At 40.0% G+C, this 19,983-nt stretch carries 16 protein-coding genes; 8 read left to right on the top strand and 8 right to left on the bottom strand.

Translation table 11 applies throughout. The features are described from left to right. Nucleotides 1-2: 2 nt before the first annotated feature. On the bottom strand, nt 3-1,529 hold the full coding sequence (locus ATK78_RS15145) for a family 43 glycosylhydrolase (RefSeq protein WP_243732543.1): 1,527 nt from the start codon (nt 1,527-1,529) through the stop codon (nt 3-5). 116 nt (nt 1,530-1,645) lie between these two features. After that, nucleotides 1,646-2,797 carry an alpha/beta hydrolase gene (locus ATK78_RS15140; RefSeq protein WP_133576952.1) on the bottom strand — a complete coding sequence of 384 codons (1,152 nt, stop codon included), beginning with the start codon at nt 2,795-2,797 and terminating at the stop codon, nt 1,646-1,648. A 234-nt stretch (nt 2,798-3,031) separates the two neighbouring features. On the opposite strand from ATK78_RS15140, the gene ATK78_RS15135 reads away from it, so the two are divergent. Next, entirely contained in the window at nt 3,032-4,033 is a 1,002-nt protein-coding gene (locus tag ATK78_RS15135) for an LLM class flavin-dependent oxidoreductase (protein ID WP_133576951.1), read from the top strand. Between the two features lie 2 nt (nt 4,034-4,035). Here the strand turns inward: ATK78_RS15135 and ATK78_RS15130 are convergent, their stop codons facing one another. Further along, nucleotides 4,036-4,302: a DUF6965 family protein gene (locus ATK78_RS15130; RefSeq protein ID WP_133576950.1), complete on the bottom strand. Its 267-nt coding sequence runs from the start codon at nt 4,300-4,302 to the stop codon at nt 4,036-4,038. Nucleotides 4,303-4,599: 297 nt separating this feature from the next. Here ATK78_RS15130 and ATK78_RS15125 point away from each other — a divergent pair, with 297 nt between their 5' ends. From ATK78_RS15125 to ATK78_RS15100, 6 genes are all read left to right on the top strand, one after another. Beyond that, a complete protein-coding gene (locus ATK78_RS15125) occupies nt 4,600-5,232 on the top strand; it encodes a class I SAM-dependent DNA methyltransferase (protein ID WP_133576949.1) in 633 nt (210 codons plus the stop codon). A gap of 22 nt (nt 5,233-5,254) precedes the next feature. After that, the gene (locus tag ATK78_RS15120; protein WP_243732542.1) at nt 5,255-5,722 is read left to right on the top strand and encodes a VOC family protein; all 468 of its coding nucleotides are present in this window, start codon (nt 5,255-5,257) and stop codon (nt 5,720-5,722) included. A 21-nt stretch (nt 5,723-5,743) separates the two neighbouring features. Further along, nucleotides 5,744-6,058 (top strand): DUF6660 family protein, encoded by a 315-nt coding sequence (locus ATK78_RS15115; protein ID WP_133576948.1) that lies wholly within the window; start codon nt 5,744-5,746, stop codon nt 6,056-6,058. Nucleotides 6,059-6,141: 83 nt separating this feature from the next. Then, nucleotides 6,142-10,506, top strand: a complete 4,365-nt coding sequence (locus ATK78_RS15110) for a CusA/CzcA family heavy metal efflux RND transporter (RefSeq protein ID WP_133576947.1) — start codon at nt 6,142-6,144, stop codon at nt 10,504-10,506. A gap of 6 nt (nt 10,507-10,512) precedes the next feature. Further along, nucleotides 10,513-11,679, top strand: a complete 1,167-nt coding sequence (locus ATK78_RS15105; protein ID WP_133576946.1) for an efflux RND transporter periplasmic adaptor subunit — start codon at nt 10,513-10,515, stop codon at nt 11,677-11,679. Nucleotides 11,680-11,684: 5 nt separating this feature from the next. Next, complete coding sequence (locus tag ATK78_RS15100; protein ID WP_133576945.1) at nt 11,685-13,685, top strand: heavy metal translocating P-type ATPase; 2,001 nt, start codon at nt 11,685-11,687, stop codon at nt 13,683-13,685. 50 nt (nt 13,686-13,735) lie between these two features. Here ATK78_RS15100 and ATK78_RS15095 read toward each other — a convergent pair whose 3' ends face one another. From ATK78_RS15095 to pfkA, 4 genes are all read right to left on the bottom strand, one after another. Next, a complete protein-coding gene (locus tag ATK78_RS15095) occupies nt 13,736-14,566 on the bottom strand; it encodes a hypothetical protein (RefSeq protein ID WP_133576944.1) in 831 nt (276 codons plus the stop codon). 125 nt (nt 14,567-14,691) lie between these two features. Beyond that, nucleotides 14,692-15,693 carry a type I glyceraldehyde-3-phosphate dehydrogenase gene (gene gap, locus ATK78_RS15090; RefSeq protein ID WP_133576943.1) on the bottom strand — a complete coding sequence of 334 codons (1,002 nt, stop codon included), beginning with the start codon at nt 15,691-15,693 and terminating at the stop codon, nt 14,692-14,694. 4 nt (nt 15,694-15,697) lie between these two features. Continuing rightward, a complete protein-coding gene (locus tag ATK78_RS15085; protein ID WP_133576942.1) occupies nt 15,698-16,540 on the bottom strand; it encodes a hypothetical protein in 843 nt (280 codons plus the stop codon). A gap of 4 nt (nt 16,541-16,544) precedes the next feature. Continuing rightward, nucleotides 16,545-17,531 (bottom strand): 6-phosphofructokinase, encoded by a 987-nt coding sequence (gene pfkA, locus ATK78_RS15080; RefSeq protein WP_133576941.1) that lies wholly within the window; start codon nt 17,529-17,531, stop codon nt 16,545-16,547. A 386-nt stretch (nt 17,532-17,917) separates the two neighbouring features. On the opposite strand from pfkA, the gene ATK78_RS15075 reads away from it, so the two are divergent. Next, nucleotides 17,918-18,607 carry an NUDIX hydrolase gene (locus ATK78_RS15075; RefSeq protein ID WP_133576940.1) on the top strand — a complete coding sequence of 230 codons (690 nt, stop codon included), beginning with the start codon at nt 17,918-17,920 and terminating at the stop codon, nt 18,605-18,607. Nucleotides 18,608-18,765: 158 nt separating this feature from the next. Here the strand turns inward: ATK78_RS15075 and ATK78_RS15070 are convergent, their stop codons facing one another. Then, complete coding sequence (locus ATK78_RS15070; RefSeq protein WP_133576939.1) at nt 18,766-19,626, bottom strand: N-acetylglucosamine kinase; 861 nt, start codon at nt 19,624-19,626, stop codon at nt 18,766-18,768. Nucleotides 19,627-19,983 lie beyond the last annotated feature (357 nt).

Raw genomic sequence — 19,983 nt, 5'->3', positions numbered from 1 at the left:
GCTTACTTTTCCGAATAGGAAAGGTTAAAGGACGAGAATACAGCTTCCAGTTCAGGAGTTCCATGAAAGCATAAACCAACTCTCGGACTTCTATCCCATTGCGGTAAATGATTCATTGAATATCCCTGATCTGCATATACAAGTTCTTCCCAGGCATCTTTCTGTTGTTTCCAGTATACCTTGCAGGTATGATCTGGCAATACAGTTATCTTTAGGTCAACAGGAGCAGCAGGATTTTTAAGTAAGATACTTTTTAATACTGTTCTTTTGCGGTCTTTGGACGACCAGAATTCTACCTGGTTATTTACAACGCCTATACCCAAAGCAGCATTTGCATCGCCATAGATCACCAATCCTTTTAACGCATTATTCTGGTTCATTACTGTAGTCGTCATTTCGTAGTCCATTGCTGTCGGACGCAGGGTTAATACAACACCAGTATTATTTGATTTTGTAATGCTTCCGGATAAGTGAAGGCTTCCTTTTTGTTGTTTAACAACCGGGGTGGCATTCCTGAAATCCCATTGCCAGTAATTCGCTATACTTTTTGAATTGAAATCATCTTTGATATTGTTCTTACCGGCGCTGATAAGACCTGCAGATAGTGCTGTAAATGATGGCCATTCATTTTTTCCTGCCCATACCAATTCGGCAAGCATTCCCTGTCTGCCCGTAAAAACAGTACTCTCTTTATTGTATGCATGATACAGGTAATAATATTTACCATCGGGGCTGTTTACAAAAGTTCCGTGACCGGAGCATTTCCAATCTGCATTTTCCTGGAGTATCGGGTTTTTTAAGTGATTTTCATAAGGACCCTTAAAATCTTTAGACCTGGCTACACGAACATTATAATCGCATTTACTGCCGCAGCAGTTGCCTACAGAATAGAAAAGATAATAGAAATCGTCTTTTTTGAGGATGCTTTGTCCTTCCAGTCCAATACCCTGATCGTCTTTCATCATCGTAAATGGAGTTCCGGTAAGGGATAAGCCATCACTTGAAACTGTGCTGCCTAGTATTTCGATGGGTCTGCCATCAAGTCCGTATGCTTTCCAGGTAATGTACAATTGGCCATTGTCATTAAACAAGAATGCATCAATAGCCTCTTTACCATATTCAATGATTACACCATGGTCTTTAAAATCCCTGTCTGGATATTTTGAAGTCGCCACACCAATGCAGGAAACACCATCTTTTTTACGTTTTGCCGAATAGTAAACGAAATAGGTATTGTTGTGAAAATAGTATTCAGGAGCCCAAAAGGAAGACCCGGCCCATTCAGGGGTCACGTCAAATACATAGCCGCTTTGTTTCCAGTCCTTCAGGTTACCGGACTTATATATGGGGAAATGGGGCGCCCATTCAGATGATGTGCCAATAGCAAAGTATTCGTTTCCTTTTCTGATCACCGACGGATCTGCAAAATCTCCGGCAATTACTGCTTTGATTTCTTGAGCAAATAAAGGGATATCTGCTGCAATAAATAGTGTAGTGAAAAGTAAGAGGGTTTTTAAAGCAAATTTCATAGCGGTCATATTATGAGCTGCAATATATAAAAAAAATGACCACAAGAAAGGCTGGCAAATTGTATAATTGCCAGCCTTTTTTATAAACTATCGGTTAGGATAGATTCAGGATAATATTATTTTGAAAATGCCTTTTTCAATTGGTCAACGGCGTAAGTTTCAGCCGCAATGGCTTCAGGAACAAGCGCGCCCATCCCAAAAAACTCATGGGTTACCCCGTCATAGTTCTTGTTGTCAACCGTTACACCGGCTGCCCTTAATTTATCGGCAAGCATGAGTCCTTCACTTTGTAACGGATCATATTCTGCAGTGATAACCGTTGTTGACGGTAGTCTTTTTAAGTTTGCAGCAATCAGGTTTATTCTTGGGTCTTTACCTTCCGCCATATTGTTCAGATAGTTTTTAACAAACCACATCATCATTGGCTTATCCAGGGGTTTCGCTGCTGCATTTTTTACATATGAGGGAGTATTCATATCTGATCCGGCAACAGGATATACAGCTAAAATGTGCTTAGGAACGGCAATACCTTTGTCACGGGCCATTATTGCCATATTCAACGCAAGGTTACCGCCTGCACTCTCACCTGCAACAGCAATCATCTTAGGATCACCTTTTATAGATGCTGCATTTTTAACTACCCATTGGTATGCCGCAAATGAATCATTGTGAGCGGTAGGAAATTTATGCTCTGGTGCTAAACGGTAGGCTACAGAAACCACCACAGCACCAACTTTATCAGCAAGTACCTTGGCTGAAGCATCGTAAACATCAATGTTAGCGATTACAAATCCACCGCCGTGGTAATATACGATTACGGGAAACGGACCATTACCGGTTTTAGGCGTATAGATTCGCAGGTGGATGTTGCCACCGGTAACCGGAATTTCTTTGCCAGCCGTATCTACATTAAATACGGGCATTGGAATGTGGTTTTCTTTCATCAAACCCATTACAGCATCTGTAGGTGTATGATTTTTACGTGCTTCAACGGCAGTTAATTCAGGAATAGGCTTGTCCTTATAGCTTGCAAGCTTTTCTATTACCGCATGCATTTGTGGTTTAATACCAGGTCCCCATTCTGGCGCTGGCCCCATTGGCTTTACCTGGTCCGGACCGCCGGCTAAAGTATCGCCGGATAAGGTATCTGTATGAACAGTGGTACTGTCTGTTGAAGAAGAGTTGGTTGAACCGCCATTGCATGCTGTTAGTGTAAGTACAACTCCTGTAATGGCGAAGCTTAATTGTTTTAAAAATAGATTTTTCATAGTATAGAAATAGGTTTTTATCTAATACAGCAGGCTTTAAATTATTGTTTGAAAATGAACAGCTAAAACTCCGATTTTCAAACAACTGGGAGGAATAATGTTCAAAGCGAACTATAGATTTTTATGAGAGATTATAACCACGGTGTAATATCCATGTGGATTTAAAGTCATATCGTTGTAATCGATGTAGGTTTAGCAGAATACTCTGTAATTTTGGATCTATAGTTAATTTACATGAAAAAATTATTGAATTCCACACCATATTCTGTATTAGATCTTGCAACCGTTATAGAAGGCACAACACCGGCAGACACTTTTAGAAACAGTTTAGAATTGGCCCGGCATGTTGAGCAATGGGGTTATAACCGCTATTGGCTAGCAGAACACCACAATATGATCAGTGTAGCGAGTTCTGCAACTTCAGTAGTTATTGGCCACATTGCAGGGGGCACCAAAACAATTCGGGTTGGGTCCGGAGGTATCATGTTACCCAATCATTCACCATTGGTTATTGCAGAACAGTTTGGAACACTAGCCTCTTTATTTCCGGGAAGGATAGATCTTGGATTGGGTCGCGCACCAGGTACAGACCAGGTTACGGCAATGGCTATTCGCGGTGAACGTTTTAGTGGCGCCAATGATTTTCCAAAGGATGTGTTAAAGTTGCAAGCCTATTTATCTGCAGACAATAAAAATAGCAATGTAAGGGCCATTCCCGGTGAAGGACTGGATATTCCAATCTGGATACTGGGTTCGAGTACAGACAGTGCGCATTTAGCAGCAGCATTTGGTTTACCATATGCTTTTGCGAGTCATTTTGCCCCTGCCCAGTTTTTAACTGCCATTGATATTTATAGAAAAAACTTTAAACCTTCGGCGCATCTTTCCGAACCCTATGTATTGGCTTGTGTCAATGTCGTTGCTGCAGATACAGATGCTGAAGCCCATAAACTGGCCACTTCATTGTATCAATTATTTAGAGGCATTGTTACCGGCAAACGCCAGTTATTGCAGCCACCGGTAGATAATATGGATGATATTTGGGATGTTTATGAAGAAGCACAGGCCAATCAAATGCTCGCTTGTACATTTATAGGAAGTAAAGAAACTATAAAGCAAGATCTTGAACAGTTTTTAGATCAAACCGGGGTAGATGAGATCATGGCTACTTCACATATTTTTGACCATCAAGCCAGATTGCATTCTTATGAACTGTTTGCTGAAGTGTTTAAATAAAGTTAATTAATCTCTGTTAAAGAATCGGGTTGTACAGCCGGTTCTTTAACCCGGGGATCTTCCTTTTCTGATTCAGCAATAATTTCAAGCAGCTTGATCAGCCGGTCTTCGAAAACGGTAGACATCCTTGCATTTTGAGCTCCTTTAATTACCTGAAGGTGGCTCTTAATGAATTTAGGAACATTTGTAATTCGAACCCCGTCGTCTAATTGTGCTTCATCTGGTACGGTTATTCCATGAAATGCCCCTTCTAATTCTTCATATGTCATGGTACAAAGGTAGGGCTATTGAAATAAACATTATACATTAATGGGCATGTTTGCTAAATAAAATGCTACTTGTGTTCTTTGTCAACGCTTTCTATCAACGCTTTCTATTAACGGTCTCAATAAGGCTCTCTACAATATAGTGTAGTGTAGTAAAGCGCGTTCATCTGATGGGTTCCAAACGGGCTTTCTTTGATAATGAAAACGTTCAAAGGGTTCTCTAAATTGATTTTTTAAATATCAGGTGTACAGAATTCATATTTTTGTAAATTGCCAGGGTAATTACGCTCAAATATGGATATGAATTTAAATACAAAACAAGCCTATAACCTATGGGCTGCACAATACGATACCAATGCAAATAAGACAAGGGACCTGGAAGGCATGGCGTTAAAGCTATCACTGGCCAGTATCTCATTTAATAATGTTTTAGAAATAGGGTGTGGTACCGGGAAAAATACAGAGTGGCTGATTGAAAAAGCAGTGCAGATCACAGCGGTAGACCTTTCCGATCAAATGCTGGCCCGTGCAAAAGATAAAATTGGTTCTAACAAAGTTCAGTTTAAGCAAGCTGATATTACCGGCAGATGGAAATTCAGGGATGGTTTATATGATCTCGTAACTTTTAGTCTGATCCTGGAGCATATAGAGAACCTGGACTATGTATTTAACCAGGCATCCAGATCATTAAGCCCTGGCGGATATGTATATATCGGTGAACTGCATCCCTTTAAACAGTACAACGGAACAAAAGCCAGATTTGATACCGATGAAGGAAGTCAAATTGTAGATTGCTTCAATCATAATGTATCCGATTTTATTCACGCAGGTAAAAAGCATGGATTATCATTGGTTAATCTGGATGAATATTTTGACGATAATGATAGGAGTCAAATACCAAGAATCTTAACTATCTTGTTAAAAAAAACCTAACCGGAGATCTAAAACAGTTTTTATGAAAATAGTTTTGATGCTTGCTTTTACTGTATTATTAACTATTCCATATCAAAAAGTTATGGCGCAAACAGAGAAAAAGCAAAAAAGTGCAGTCCTGAATCATATTGCAGTATACGTTAGCAATTTGGCAGAGGCCACAGCATATTATAAAACAGTATTTGATCTAGAACAAATACCAGAACCATTTCATGACGACAGGCATACCTGGTTTACTTTAGGGCCTGCAGGACAACTTCACTTAATACAAGGTGCAAAAAAGAGTACAGTGCATGATAAAAATGAACATCTGTGTTTTAGCGTTGCCGATATAGATTCCTTTATTGCCAAATTAAATACTAAGAAAATAGCCTTCGAAGATTGGGCGGGAACAATAAATAAAGTTAATTTAAGGGTAGATGGCATCAAACAGATCTATTTCAAAGATCCTGATGGTCACTGGCTTGAAGTAAATGACGATCATAAGTAATATAATAATATATTTGCAGACATGAGAATCCTTTCACTCCTTTGTGTAATCGTGGTCATGGCATTAAATTTAGTGCCATGTGCAGATCTGCATGAAAAATTAGATGAAAGCATTTCTTTCTCATTTTCTAATCCAGACAAGCACACTGAGCGTTCAGTAGAAGATGCATGTACCCCTTTCTGCAATTGTTCCTGCTGTGCCAGTTCTGTAGTTGTAAAACTGACTGAGGTGCTTATCGCACCTGTAAGCATTCAGCATAATCCTTCTGTTCCCTATTTTGAAGGGGATTATGTAGTGGTAAGCAGTTCCATCTGGCAGCCGCCTAAATTCGTATAACTCAGTATTTTTTGTAAACAGTCCCCGCTATAACAGGAGGGCTGTGATCAGTTCTGTATTATTCATTTTTAGCAGCATGAAGAATGTTAAATTATATTATTCGTTTTTCAATAAACAATAAACTCATTATAGGTGCATTGGTATTTGCCCTTATCGTTTGGGGCGTTTATTCGATCAGACAATTACCCATTGATGCGGTACCGGACATCACCAATAACCAGGTACAGATTATTACCACTTCTCCCAGTAACGGCGCAGAAGATATCGAACGCTTTGTTACTTTTCCGGTTGAGCAAACGATGGCAACCATTCCCGGCATTCAGGAAGTGCGCTCATTTAGCAGGTTTGGTCTCTCTGTGGTTACCGTAGTATTCAAAGAAAACATAGAGATCTACTGGGCCAGACAGCAAGTTAGTGAGCGGCTATCCGATGCAGTTAAAGCGATCCCGGATGGAATGGGCAGTCCTGAAATGGCACCATTAACCACAGGTCTGGGAGAGATCTATCAATATGTGATCCACACAAAAAAGGGCTATGAAAATAAATACGATGCAACGGCACTCCGCTCCATTCAGGATTGGATCGTTCGCCGCCAGCTGCTCGGTGTAGAAGGCATTGCAGATGTAAGTAGTTTTGGCGGTTTTTTAAAGCAATATGAAATTGCACTAAATCCAGACCGTCTCAAAAGTATGGAAATTAGTATTGCCGATGTTTTTGAGGCATTAAAAAAGAACAACCAGAATACCGGGGGTGCATATATTGATAAAAAGCCAAATGCCTATTTTATCAGGTCTGAAGGATTGATCAAAAGTATTCAGGACATTGAAAACATTGTTGTCCATACCAATAAGAACAGCATCCCTGTTTTAATCAGGGATGTGGCAAGTGTGAGGCTAGGCACTGCAACGCGGTATGGAGCTATGACCAGAAACGACGAAGGTGAGGTAGTGGGCGCAATTGTAATGATGCTTAAAGGCGCAAATTCGTCAAAAGTAATCGCCAGTGTAAAGGAGAGAATGGCCCAGATTGAAAAGACCCTGCCAGAAGGTGTGGTCATTGAGCCTTTTTTGGATCGTACCAAACTGGTAAACAATGCCATTCGAACAGTGATCACCAACCTCGCAGAGGGGGCATTGATCGTCATTTTTGTACTGGTATTGCTGCTTGGCAATTTACGGGCCGGATTAATCGTAGCCTCAGTAATTCCATTGGCCATGCTTTTTGCCATTTGCCTGATGAACCTCTTTGGGGTAAGCGGAAACCTGATGAGCCTTGGGGCGATTGACTTCGGCTTAATTGTAGATGGGGCCGTAATCATTGTGGAGGCCACATTGCATCATCTGGGTATGCGAAAGGGCAGAGATGCATTATCCCAGCAGCAAATGGATCAAGAAGTTTTTCTGTCTTCATCAAAGATCAGGAACAGCGCAGCCTTTGGAGAGCTCATCATCCTGATTGTTTATTTGCCAATACTGGCACTGATAGGCACGGAAGGAAAGATGTTTAAGCCGATGGCCCAAACCGTATCTTTTGCGGTAATAGGCGCATTTATATTGTCGCTAACCTATGTGCCGATGATGAGCGCTTTGTTTCTGAGTAAAAAAAATAACCATAAACCAAACAGCGCGGATAAGATCATGGCATTTTTTCATCGGGTATATACCCCGATGCTCAACTTTAGTTTAAGATCTAAAGCATTGGTCGTTTCTATAGCCGGGATATTATTGGTGATTAGCCTGATTCTGTTTAGCAGAATGGGTTCCGAGTTCATTCCAACATTGGAAGAAGGCGATTTTGCAGTAGAAACACGGGTGCTTACCGGAAGCAGCCTATCGCAAACGATAGAAGCTTCCACACGTGCCGCAAAAGTATTGAAAGACAATTTTCCGGAAGTAAAAGAGGTTGTCGGAAAAATAGGATCCGGAGAAATTCCGACAGACCCAATGCCTGTTGAGGCCTGCGACCTGATGATCATTTTGAAAGATAAGGGCGAATGGACCAGTGCAGGAACACGTGAAGAACTTGCCGATAAAATGCAGGCTGTTCTGGAACAGCATGTGCCAGGCGTAACATTTGGATTTCAACAACCGATCCAGATGCGTTTTAATGAACTAATGACAGGAGCGAGGCAGGATGTGGTTGTTAAGGTATATGGTGAAGATCTGGAGAAGCTAAGCGCTTATGCGGTGAAAATAGGTGCCATTGCAAGAAAGATCGACGGAGCTGAAGATATTTATGTAGAGCAGGTTTCTGGATTGCCGCAGGTGATCATTCGTTTTAACCGGGATAAAATTGCCCAATTTGGATTAAATGTAGAAGACATCAATACCGCCATCCGTACAGGGTTTGCCGGTGAAGTGGCCGGATTTGTCTTTGAGGGCGAAAAACGGTTTGATTTGGTGGTGCGCCTTGAAAAAGTAAACCGGCAATCTTTGGATGATGTTAAAAACCTGTACATCACCGCACCTAATGGCAATCACATTCCATTAGAGCAGCTTGCAGAAGTGAGTTTTAAAGCTGCCCCCAATCAGATCCAGAGAGATGATGCCAAACGGAGGATCATTGTTGGCTTTAATACCCGTGGCAGGGATGTAGAAAGTATCGTCAGAGAAATTCAGTCTAAAATAGAGCAGCAAATGAAGTTTGAACCCGGATACTATCCAACCTACGGGGGTACTTTTGAGAATCTTCAGGCGGCAAATAAAAGATTGGGCATAGCCGTTCCTGCAGCCTTGTTTTTAATATTCTTCCTGCTATACTTAACATTTAATTCTGCAAAGCAGGCGCTATTGATCTTCACCGCAATTCCGCTATCGGCCATAGGTGGCTTGTTTGCCCTTTGGCTGCGTGGCATGCCGTTCAGTATCTCTGCGGGCGTAGGATTTATCGCGCTGTTTGGTGTCGCTGTGCTCAATGGAATTGTACTGATTGCAGAGTTTAACCGGTTAAAGAAAGAAGGGATGACAGATCTAACAGCCATTGTTAAATCTGGTACTTCCTTACGTTTAAGGCCAGTGATCATGACTGCCCTGGTGGCTTCACTTGGTTTTCTGCCAATGGCCCTTTCAGGAGGCAGTGGCGGCGAAGTTCAAAAGCCCCTCGCTACAGTAGTTATTGGCGGGTTACTAACGGCAACCTTATTGACCCTTTTGCTGCTGCCAATATTGTATATCTGGTTTGAGAAGATTAAACCGTCCGGCGCTAAGCGTACACCAGTAATTGCCGTGCTTCTTTTCATCCTGACCTGCGGTACCGTAAATGCACAAACAGGGCCAATAAACAGGCAGCAAGCCATAGAACTGGCATTAAAAAATAATCCGCTTATGACTAATGCTGGCTTGGAGATCGGGATACAGCAGGAGCATAAAAAGGCCGCTTTGGAAATCCCTAAAACGGAATTCAACATGATGTATGGACAATATAACAGTCAGGTGAAGAATGATAATAATTTCAGTGTTTCTCAAACATTCCCCTTTCCATCCGTATTTGGGGCAACTGCTGCACTTGGAAATGCACAGCTTAAAGGCGCGCAATTGAAAGCAGCCATAAGTAAAAATGAACTTGTATTGCAGGTAAAACAAGTGTACAGCAGCTTGCAGTATCTGTATGAATTAAGGAAGCTTCTGAACAAACAGGACAGCATAAACACAGGTTTTGTTAAATCAGCTTCGCTGCGGTATAAAACGGGCGAAAGCACATTATTGGAGCAGACAACCGCAGAGACCCAGCAAAATGAGATTCGAAACCAACTGCTGTTAAACGAAGCCAATATCTCAATCTATTTGTCAAAACTTCAGGTGCTGCTTGGCCTTAAAACAACAGTTATTATTGCAGATCGGGATTTAAAAGCAGAAGACACTGCGATGGTTACAGATACTGCTGAACTTAAAAATAACCCATTACTTGAACTGGGTAAACAGCAGATAGAGATTGCAGAAAAACAAAAAAAACTGATTGGAGCCAGATCGCTGCCAGACATTACCCTTGGGTACTTTAACCAATCACTTACAGGAACTCAGAATGTAAACGGACAAGAGGTTTTCTTCGATAGGATGGACCGGTTTCAAGGGCTTAACATTGGTCTTTCTATTCCACTTTTCTTTGGTGCTCAAAAGGCCAGGGTAAGATCAGCAGAATTGAGCAGGCAGCAGCAGGTTAGCGGATATGAATCTTCTGAAAATAGACTGAAGGGAGAGTACCAGCAAGCTATTCAGGAGTACCAGAAAAATAAGAATAGTCTTCAATATTACCAAACATCTGCCTTGACCAATGCAACGCTGATCTTAAAAAATAGTAAGATAGCCTATCAATCGGGGGAAATGACTTATAATGAGTTTCTCATCAATCTAAAAAATGTAAATGTCATCCATGAAAATTACCTGATGGCATTGCTGCAGCTTAACCAAAGCATCCATACACTTGAATACTTATCCGGAAAAATTAATTAATCGATCATGAATTCTATATATAAATTTTTAAGTCTGTTCGTTATTATTACACTATTCATATCCTGTAGCGGCGAGCCAAAAGAAGTTAAACAAACTGCCGTTCAGGAAGAACACCATGATGAAAATATCATTGAACTGAGTGCTGAGCAGTATAAAACTGCAGACATACAATTAGGCGCTGCAGAAATGAAGGCACTCAGCGGTACTACAAAAGTCAATGGAATGCTGGATTTGCCTCCGCAAAATATGGTTTCTATTTCTTCCCCTTTTGCCGGAACGGTAAAAAGTACAGAAATGCTGCAGGGAATGCGCGTACGTAAGGGCCAGCTGATCGCTGTATTGCAGCATCCTGATTTTATAGAGATCCAGCAGGATTATCTGGATTATAAGAGTCAGCTGGAATATTTAAAGCTGGAGTATGATCGTCAGCAGGAACTGGCAGCAGAGCAGGTAAACTCAAAAAAAGCGCTGCAAAAGGCCAGAAGTGAATACCAAAGTATGCAGGCAAAGGTTTCAGGTATGCGTATGAAGCTAAACCTGATGAATGTGAATTTGAGTGCATTGGATAAAGGAAAGATATCAAGCACCTTTAATCTGTACACACCGATTAGCGGATACGTAATTCAGGTAAATACCAATATTGGTGCGCTGGCAAATCCTTCAGATGTGCTGTTTAAGATCGCAGACACAGACCATCTCCATGCAGAGTTAACTGTCTTTGAAAAAGATGTACCCAAATTAAAAATAGGACAAAAAGTACGCTTTACTTTAGCAAATGAGACGAAAGAGCGTATGGCAACCGTTTACCTGGTAGGCCGTGAAATCAGCGATGAAAGAACCGTTCAAATTCATTGTCATTTAGATCAGGAAGACGATCAGCTTTTGCCGGGTATGTATTTGCAGGCATTGGTAGAAAGCGGAAGCAGTAAGGTAACTGCATTGCCGGAAAAATCAATAGTAGAATTTGAAGGTCTTAAGTATATCTTTGTAGAAGCAGAAGCATCTCATTTTGAACGTGTAGCAATCAGGACAGGAGTTACGGAGTTCGGTTACACACAAGTCTATTTCCAAGATAATTTTGACTGGAAAAGTAAAAAAATAGTAGTTAACGGAGCTTACGATCTATTGAGTAAGATGAGTAATGGAGAAGAAGAAGGGGGGCATGCACATTAATGAATATGAAAAAACAAAGCGATTGCTGCGGAAACCAGGATGCGGCTGAAGAAATAAAGAAACATGCGGAGCATCATCACAATCCCGATGATCACGAAAATGATGACCATGACCACGATCATGGGGATTCTGAAGACACATCATGGCTTAATCATTGGCCGTTGATCACTGCATTAGTGATACTGATCGTAATGCAGGTTTTAGAACTTGGGTTTAAGATCACTATCCCTAAGATCCAGGGGTTGATCATCTACGGATCAGCGTACCTGCTGGCGGGCTATAATGTACTTTACCTGGCATATAAAAAGGCCATCAGGTTAGACTTTTTTAATGAGTTTTTTTTAATGAGTGTCGCCACAGCAGGTGCATTTGCCATAGGGTCTTATAGTGAAGGAGTGGCTGTTATGGTTTTTTATTCCATAGGAGAATGGTTTCAGGATACCGCCGTGAGCAATGCAAAACGGAGCATAAAAGCCTTGCTGGACATTAGGCCTGAAAGCGTCAATGTAGTTAGGGAAGGTAAAACACTAAACGTACCGCCTTCTGAGATTCAGATTGAGGAGGTTATAGAAGTAAAGCCAGGAGAAAAAGTAGCTTTGGATGGTGTCTTATTTTCAGATAAGGCTACATTTAACACAGCGGCATTAACTGGAGAGAGTCGCCCGGACAGTAAGGCAAAAGGAGAAATCGTACTCGCTGGAATGATCAACCTCAACCAACTGGCGCAAATCAAAGTAACTGCACTATTTAAGGACAGCAAGCTGAGTAAGATCCTGGAAATGGTTCAGGATGCTACCGCAAGAAAATCTCAAACGCAATTGTTCATTTCACGCTTTGCCAAGGTATACACACCACTTGTATTTTTGCTTGCCGTGCTTGTGGTACTTGTTCCTTATTTCTTTGTGCCCGATTACATCTTTAAAGACTGGTTGTACCGTGGACTGGTTTTTTTGGTAATTAGTTGTCCCTGCGCTTTGGTGGTGTCTATACCACTTGGTTATTTTGGCGGCATTGGTCTGGCTTCGAAAAATGGGATCTTATTTAAAGGCTCTAACTTTTTAGACGTGATCACAAAGATCGATACCGTAGTAATGGATAAGACAGGAACCTTGACCAAAGGGGTCTTTAAGGTTCAGAAAGTAATAACCAAAAACTATGAAGAGAAAGAACTTGTCAGTCTTGCGGCGGCATTAGAAAGCAAATCTACGCATCCGATTGCTACAGCAATTATTCAATATGCCGAAAATTTAAGTGATACAGCTAATTTAAGTGAGACCGCTATAAGCGACCTGGAAGAGATTGCAGGGCATGGATTAAAAGGTATAATTGATGGCAAGGTGATCCTTGCAGGTAATACCAGCCTGTTTAAGAAATTTAATATCAGCTATGAGCAAGCTGTAGATGAAATTGAAGATACCGTAGTATTGATTGCTGTAGATCAACAATATGCCGGTTACCTGGTTATTGCAGATGAAATTAAAGAAGATGCAAAACAAGCCATCGCTGATCTGCATGCATTAGCAATCAAAACGGTTATGCTTAGCGGTGATCGCGAGAGTGTAGTGAGTAGGGTGGCGACTATTTTAGGAATAGAAAGTGCCTTTGGCGATCTGCTTCCGGAAAATAAGGTAGCGCATGTTGAAGGTCTTAAAAAATCAGGACGAAGAATAGCCTTTATTGGAGATGGGGTAAACGATGCACCCGTAGTTGCGCTGGCAGATGCCGGTATTGCAATGGGTGGACTGGGCAGCGATGCAACAATTGAAACAGCAGATATTGTAATTCAAAATGACCAGCCTTCAAAAATAGTAACCGCGATTAAGATTGGTAAAATTACCAGAAGTATTGTCTGGCAAAATATAGCATTTGCCCTTATCGTAAAAGTATTGGTTCTTATACTTGGTGCAGGGGGTATAGCAACGTTATGGGAAGCTGTGATTGCTGACGTTGGTGTTGCGCTCCTTGCCATTCTAAATGCAGTACGTATCCAGCGCATTAAGTTTTAAATTTATCTTTAAACAAAAGAACCGGCCATTTGGCCGGTTCTTTTGTTTAATTATCTGTCTTTGTAAGGGACACTAAATTCGTTGATGTCAACAATCCGGTCTTCATCAGGATTGGCAACTAAGAATGTATTACCGGTTTTATTCTTTTTCCAGCTAAAATTGTCTTTAGCCCATTCGTAAGTTTCAGCAGGTGTTGCCGGCGCTTTTATGGCAAAAGGTTGGTTAAAAGCTTCATTGGTTAAGTAATTAAACTGGTAAAGTGATTTAGGAGTAAGGAAAACCACAGTTTGTTTATCAGGAGACTGCATTAAAAAATCACCCTGAATTCTCTCATCAGGATTTTGTCTTTTAATCAAATATACTTTAGAAGTAACATTCGTTACAAAAAAGTCATTGTTGATCATAAAACCAGAACTTCCGGCTTTAACCAGGCCTTTGGTGTATTTCTTGTCATCAGCACCCTTAGAAGGTCTGGAAAGACTGATCACTTCAACTTTTTCATCTCTGAAAGAGATTAAATAAAATGGTGCAACTTGTTCAGTTGTATCAGCAGATTGAACCAACACACATGTTTTTTGAGAATTTACAAACTGGGCAAAAGCAAACCTGTCAATGGCAGCATCTTCTTTTGCAGGATCTGTTTGAATGCGGATCACGGTGTCCCTGAATTTAACATTAAATGTTTCTTCAGCTCCAGGATCTAAGTTCAGTTCCTTGTTCTGGTTTGTTTCGTAATCATTGATGGTAATTGCGTTCTTTTCCTGGTACGCATTAAGACTCTCGTTTTTCGTGATCTCACGGGGAACATAGATTTTACCTTTTTCGCTTTGGCAGCCAAAGAAGATAATGGAAAGGGAAAGTGCGGTTAATAATTTTTTCATAATATAAAAAGGGTTCGGATTTCTAGTGCAAAGTTAAATTTTGTAAGCATATATCCAAAAAGAAAGGGATGCCGCATCCACGTACATCCCTGTTCTAACCAAATATAAACCTGTATGAACGGGTTTTATTTTAAATTTCCGTAGTACTCTACGAATTTAGCTAATGCAGAAGAATAGCCCCATTCGTTATCATACCAGGAAACTACTTTTACGAAGTTGTCATTCAATGCAATACCTGCATTGGCATCAAAAATAGATGCATGATCATCTCCGATAAAGTCAGAAGAAACAACTTCATCTTCCGTATATCCTAATACACCTTTCAAATACCCTTCAGAGGCATCTTTCATGGCTTTTTTAATTTCTTCGTAAGTAGCAGGTTTTTCTAAACGTACGGTTAAATCAACAACAGAAACGTCAGCTACCGGAACACGGAAAGCCATACCTGTTAATTTTCCTTTTAAAGCAGGAATTACTTTAGTAACCGCTTTAGCAGCACCAGTTGCAGAAGGGATGATGTTTGAGAAACCACCACGGCCACCTCTCCAGTCTTTTGCAGACGGACCATCAACTGTTTTTTGTGTTGCAGTAACTGCGTGAACAGTACTCATTAATCCTTCAGCAATACCCCAGTTGTCATGTAGAACTTTAGCAATGGGAGCAAGACAGTTGGTCGTACAAGAAGCATTTGAAACCACAGTTTGATCAGCTGTTAACTGGTCATGGTTCACACCCATAACATAAGTAGGGATAGAATCGTCTTTAGCAGGAGCAGAAAGAACTACTCTTTTAGCACCAGCAGCAATGTGTTTATCAGCATCTGCTTTAGTTAAGAACAAACCAGTAGATTCAATTACAGTTTCAACACCAACTTCATCCCATTTCAGGTTTGCAGGATCTCTCTCTGCAGTGATGCGGATTGTTTTACCATTTACTACAAGGTTACCATTCACTACTTCGATCGTTCCGTCGAAACGTCCGTGGGTAGAGTCATATTTTAACATATATGCCATGTAATCAGGCTCAACTAAATCATTGATTGCAACGATATCTAAACCTCTTTTTAACGCAGCTCTAAAAACCAGTCTGCCGATACGGCCAAAGCCGTTTATTCCAATTTTGCTCATTTTATTAATTTGAATAGTAGTTTAATAAATTATATATGGGTTCTTTAGTAATTGATGTGATTTGTATATTATATTTTGATGCTGTGCTGCGCAGCTGATCTTGAAAACTTCCGGCAACAAGACCAACAAAGTGTATGTCATTTCCAGGATGCAATGCTATAGTAGGCAGCAGGTATGTTTTAAAATAGCTTTCAAATGCAGCATCAATAAGTTCAATGATGTATTTATGATCTCTGTTTTCAATAAAGAATTCAAAGAACGAACTTAGAAAATGCTGGACCATTGGCTTTTTATAAACCCGCTCCAACACCTGTGATCTGTCCAGGTTATATCTGTTTTCAAAGTCGCTTTGAAGATCTGCCGGTAACTTGTGCTGGATAAAGTTTCTCAGGATAATCTTACCGAGATAGTTGGATGAACCTTCGTCACCAAGAACAAACCCAAGTCCGAAATTGTTTTTCTCTGCACTTTTACCATCAAAATAAGCACAGTTGGCACCACTGCCTAGTATGCCTACAATGCCGCTATTGTTATAACAGGCAGAAATTGCCGCACCAAACAGATCGTCTTTAACCGTGATCTTGCTGTATTTGAAAAATAAAGCAAGGGTTTCAGAAAGCTCGTTCCTTCGTTCAGCAGAAGACGCGCCGGCAGCAAAAACATAGATCTTCTTGATACTCTCCGCATGATTGATCAGCGTAGTTTTCTTATTTAAAAGATGTAGTATAGATTTTTGATCGTTAAAGCATGGATTGATGCCGGGCATAGTACATTCAGCGATAGTTTTACCGTCCCGGGCTATTTTCCAGAAAGCTGTTTTTGAACCGCTGTATACTACTGCTACCATTTATTTATATTGATAAAACTTTAGTCATCTCTAATAAGTCACTTTCCAGTTTAAAGAAGTGTCTTGTTAATGCTTCTTCAATGCTCGTGGTACTGATGTCATTGCCACGAAGTCCAACCATTTGCATGGTGTTTCCTTTTAATAATTCATTTACGGCAGCAAAACCCAATCTGCTACCCAGTATCCGGTCAAAACTACTCGGACTGCCCCCACGCTGAAGGTGGCCTAAGATAGTTACTTTAGTATCATAATGGTTAAAACGTTCTTTAACTTTTTTTGCAATGTCGTAAGCACCACCATGTTTGTTACCTTCAGATACAATTACAATACTCGATGATTTTTTAGTGGATGCACCTGTTTCCAGCTGTGCAATCAGCTCATCAAGACTTGTTTCTTTTTCTGGCAATAATATAGCTTCGGCACCGCTGGCAACCCCGCTTCTTAATGCAATACATCCGGAATCACGTCCCATCACTTCAACAAAGAATAACCTGTCGTGCGAATCTGCAGTGTCCCTGATCTTATCTATCGCTTCAATTACTGTATTGATGGCTGTGTCGTAACCCAAAGTAAAGTCAGATCCGTATAAGTCATTGTCAATAGTACCGGGAACACCCATTACCCGTACGCCATATTTTGCTCCAAAACGCTGAGCACCCGTAAAAGTTCCATCGCCGCCTATAACAACAAGACCGTCGATGTCCCTGGATTTTAAGTTTTGGAACGCAATTTCCATCCCTTCTTCTGTTTTGAACTCAAGACAGCGGGCGGTTTTTAGTATGGTACCACCCATGTGAATGATGTTACTAACGGATCTTGCGTCCATAGGGTTGATGTTGTTATTGATCAGTCCCTGGTATCCCTGCATAACACCAAACATATTTATACCATTATATATTCCTGTTCGTATTACAGCCCTGATACAGGCATTCATTCCGGGGGCATCCCCTCCTGATGTTAATACAGCGATATTTTTGATATTTGGTTTCATATTGTTGATACGAATATAAGGTGTAATTTTTACACTAAGTAATTTTATTTGTAATTTTTATGCAATTAGGACGCAAGTATATTTATTTGCTTTTACATATAAAACATTAAAAGGAGATAATATACAATTAAAGAACAAGCATCTTTTTTCTGCCATGTCCCATCAATCTGAATTTTGGGAAGGAGGCATGAGATTTTAGAAGCTGGAAATTACGAATGGATTTGAAAGCAAATTAAAAATTCTTAATTTTCTGCCGATTCATTACTGTTGTATCAGCTTATGAAATTATATTTGCAAATTGCAGGTTAGGATTGCCATAAGAAAATGGAAAATAACTAAACGATTATGTTTAAAATCGATATTCATAAAATTAAATAAATAATATTTTGAAAGAAGTCTTACCAAAATTTAATTCCACTTTCTCTATTGACTGTGTTGTGTTCGGATTTGATGAGGGGGAACTAAAAATCCTTTTAATTGAGAGAAATGAAGAACCTTTTAAAGATTGGTGGGCTTTGCCTGGAAATATTGTTGAAGAGCGTGAAAGTCTGGACCAGTCTGCCGGAAGGATCCTGAATGAGCTAACCGGACTTAGCAACATTTACATGGAGCAGTACTATACTTTTGGAGATGTAAACCGTCACCCTCAAGGCAGGGTAGTTAGTATTGCATATTATGCGTTGCTTAGACTGGGTGGTGATAAGGCAGTGAAACCGATCAGTACCTATGCGAAACAAGCGCACTGGATCAATGTAAAAGAGCTTCCTAAACTCGCATTTGATCACAAGCAGATCTTTGAGACTGGTTTGGAAAAGATAAAAAGACGCATTAAGCACCAGCCGATTGCATTTGAGCTGCTGCCGGAAAAATTTACATTAACGCAGTTGCAGAATGTATACGAGGTTATCTTAAATAAGAAATTGGATAAGCGTAACTTCAGGAAAAAGATGCTGAGCTTTGGGGTATTAAAAGACCTGGAAGAAAAGCAGCAGGGCGTATCGTTCAGGGCAGCAACTTTATATAAGTTCGATAAACGAAAATATGCGAAGCTGTTTGGCAAAGAGATCTCTTTTTAATAATCTCAAAAATGCACCCTATACTAAACTTACTTGCACCTTTGCAGCAGGTGCTGAATATCAGAAGCGATGAATAGAATTAATGAATGATGATAGAAGTAAAAAGGGGTCTTAATTTTTAAATTAAGACCCCTTTTTACTGGCAATACGTTGTACCGTTATTTTTTCTTAGCACTGTTTAAGTGGTAATTTACAAGATCATCTATAGGTGAGCGGATGATCTTACCGATACCCATTTCGTATTTGTCTGCCACTACACTCAGAATGTCTCTGAAACTGTAACCTACAGAACCTACACAGTTCAAAGTATAGTCCTTGTAATTTGGATAATGAATTACCAGGTTCTCAAAAAATGCAGTGAATGCGTATTCAATAGTAGAGAAAGTATATTCCTCATAATTGTCCTTATAGTCGTATAAAAACTTACTAAAGCTTGCACAGAAACGGTTAGGTAATGGCTTGTTATAGATATGATCAAAGATATCTTCGTTAGTCAGTGCAAAGTTATCGTAAAAACTTTCCCTTAATCCTTTAGGCATGTAACCTTTCATATAATCAGAAAGAATTCTTTTTCCAATAAAACAGCCGCTGCCTTCATCACCAAGAAAATATCCCAGTGAATCAATATTAAGGCTAATGTCAGTACCATCATACAAACAGCTGTTTGTACCAGTTCCTAATATAGCAGCAAAACCGGGCTCATCACCAAGTAAAGCCCTGCATGAAGCCAAAAGATCATGCCCGATATTAATCTCTGCATTAACAAATATCTGTTTCATTGCATCGGCAACGATCTTACGTTTAGCATCTGTAGAGCAGCCTGCACCGTAGTAATTTACCTCTGTTAATTTTTCTACTTCCAAATGATCCGGAAGGGATTTTCTTAAAGATTCTACAATGTATTCCGTACTTGAGAAATATGGATTGTAACCCTCTGTGTTAAAAAGAATTTTTCTGCCGGCCTCATTAATTAAGCACCAATTGGTTTTGGTTGAACCACCATCTGCAATAACTATCATCTTAATTTGTTTTTTTCGGGATAAAAGTAAATAATCCAAACACTTTTGTACGGCTTTTTTTCATATTCATAAATTTGTTTTAAGTGGTCATGAAGTTTTTATAGCCCAATATTTCCGTTTTTTACAGAGATAAAAGCACATAAAATTTCAATTAATTTAATTTATTGGTTTTGGTTAGTTATATATTTTTATAGGTTTAAACCTGTAAAAACGTTGATTTATATAGTTTTGCTCGTGATTTTGAAGTTACCATATTGTTAAAAAAACACTAAGCTAAAATACGCTTGTTATTTTAAAATCCAAATTTTTAAATATTCCCCTTTTTTCTGGTAACGCAATAACACCAATAAAATGACA

This window comes from Pedobacter metabolipauper (genome assembly GCF_004362715.1).
GTDB lineage: Bacteria > Bacteroidota > Bacteroidia > Sphingobacteriales > Sphingobacteriaceae > Pedobacter > Pedobacter metabolipauper.
Note: the sequence above shows the minus strand (reverse complement) of the source record. Positions and strands in the feature narration are given on the sequence as shown.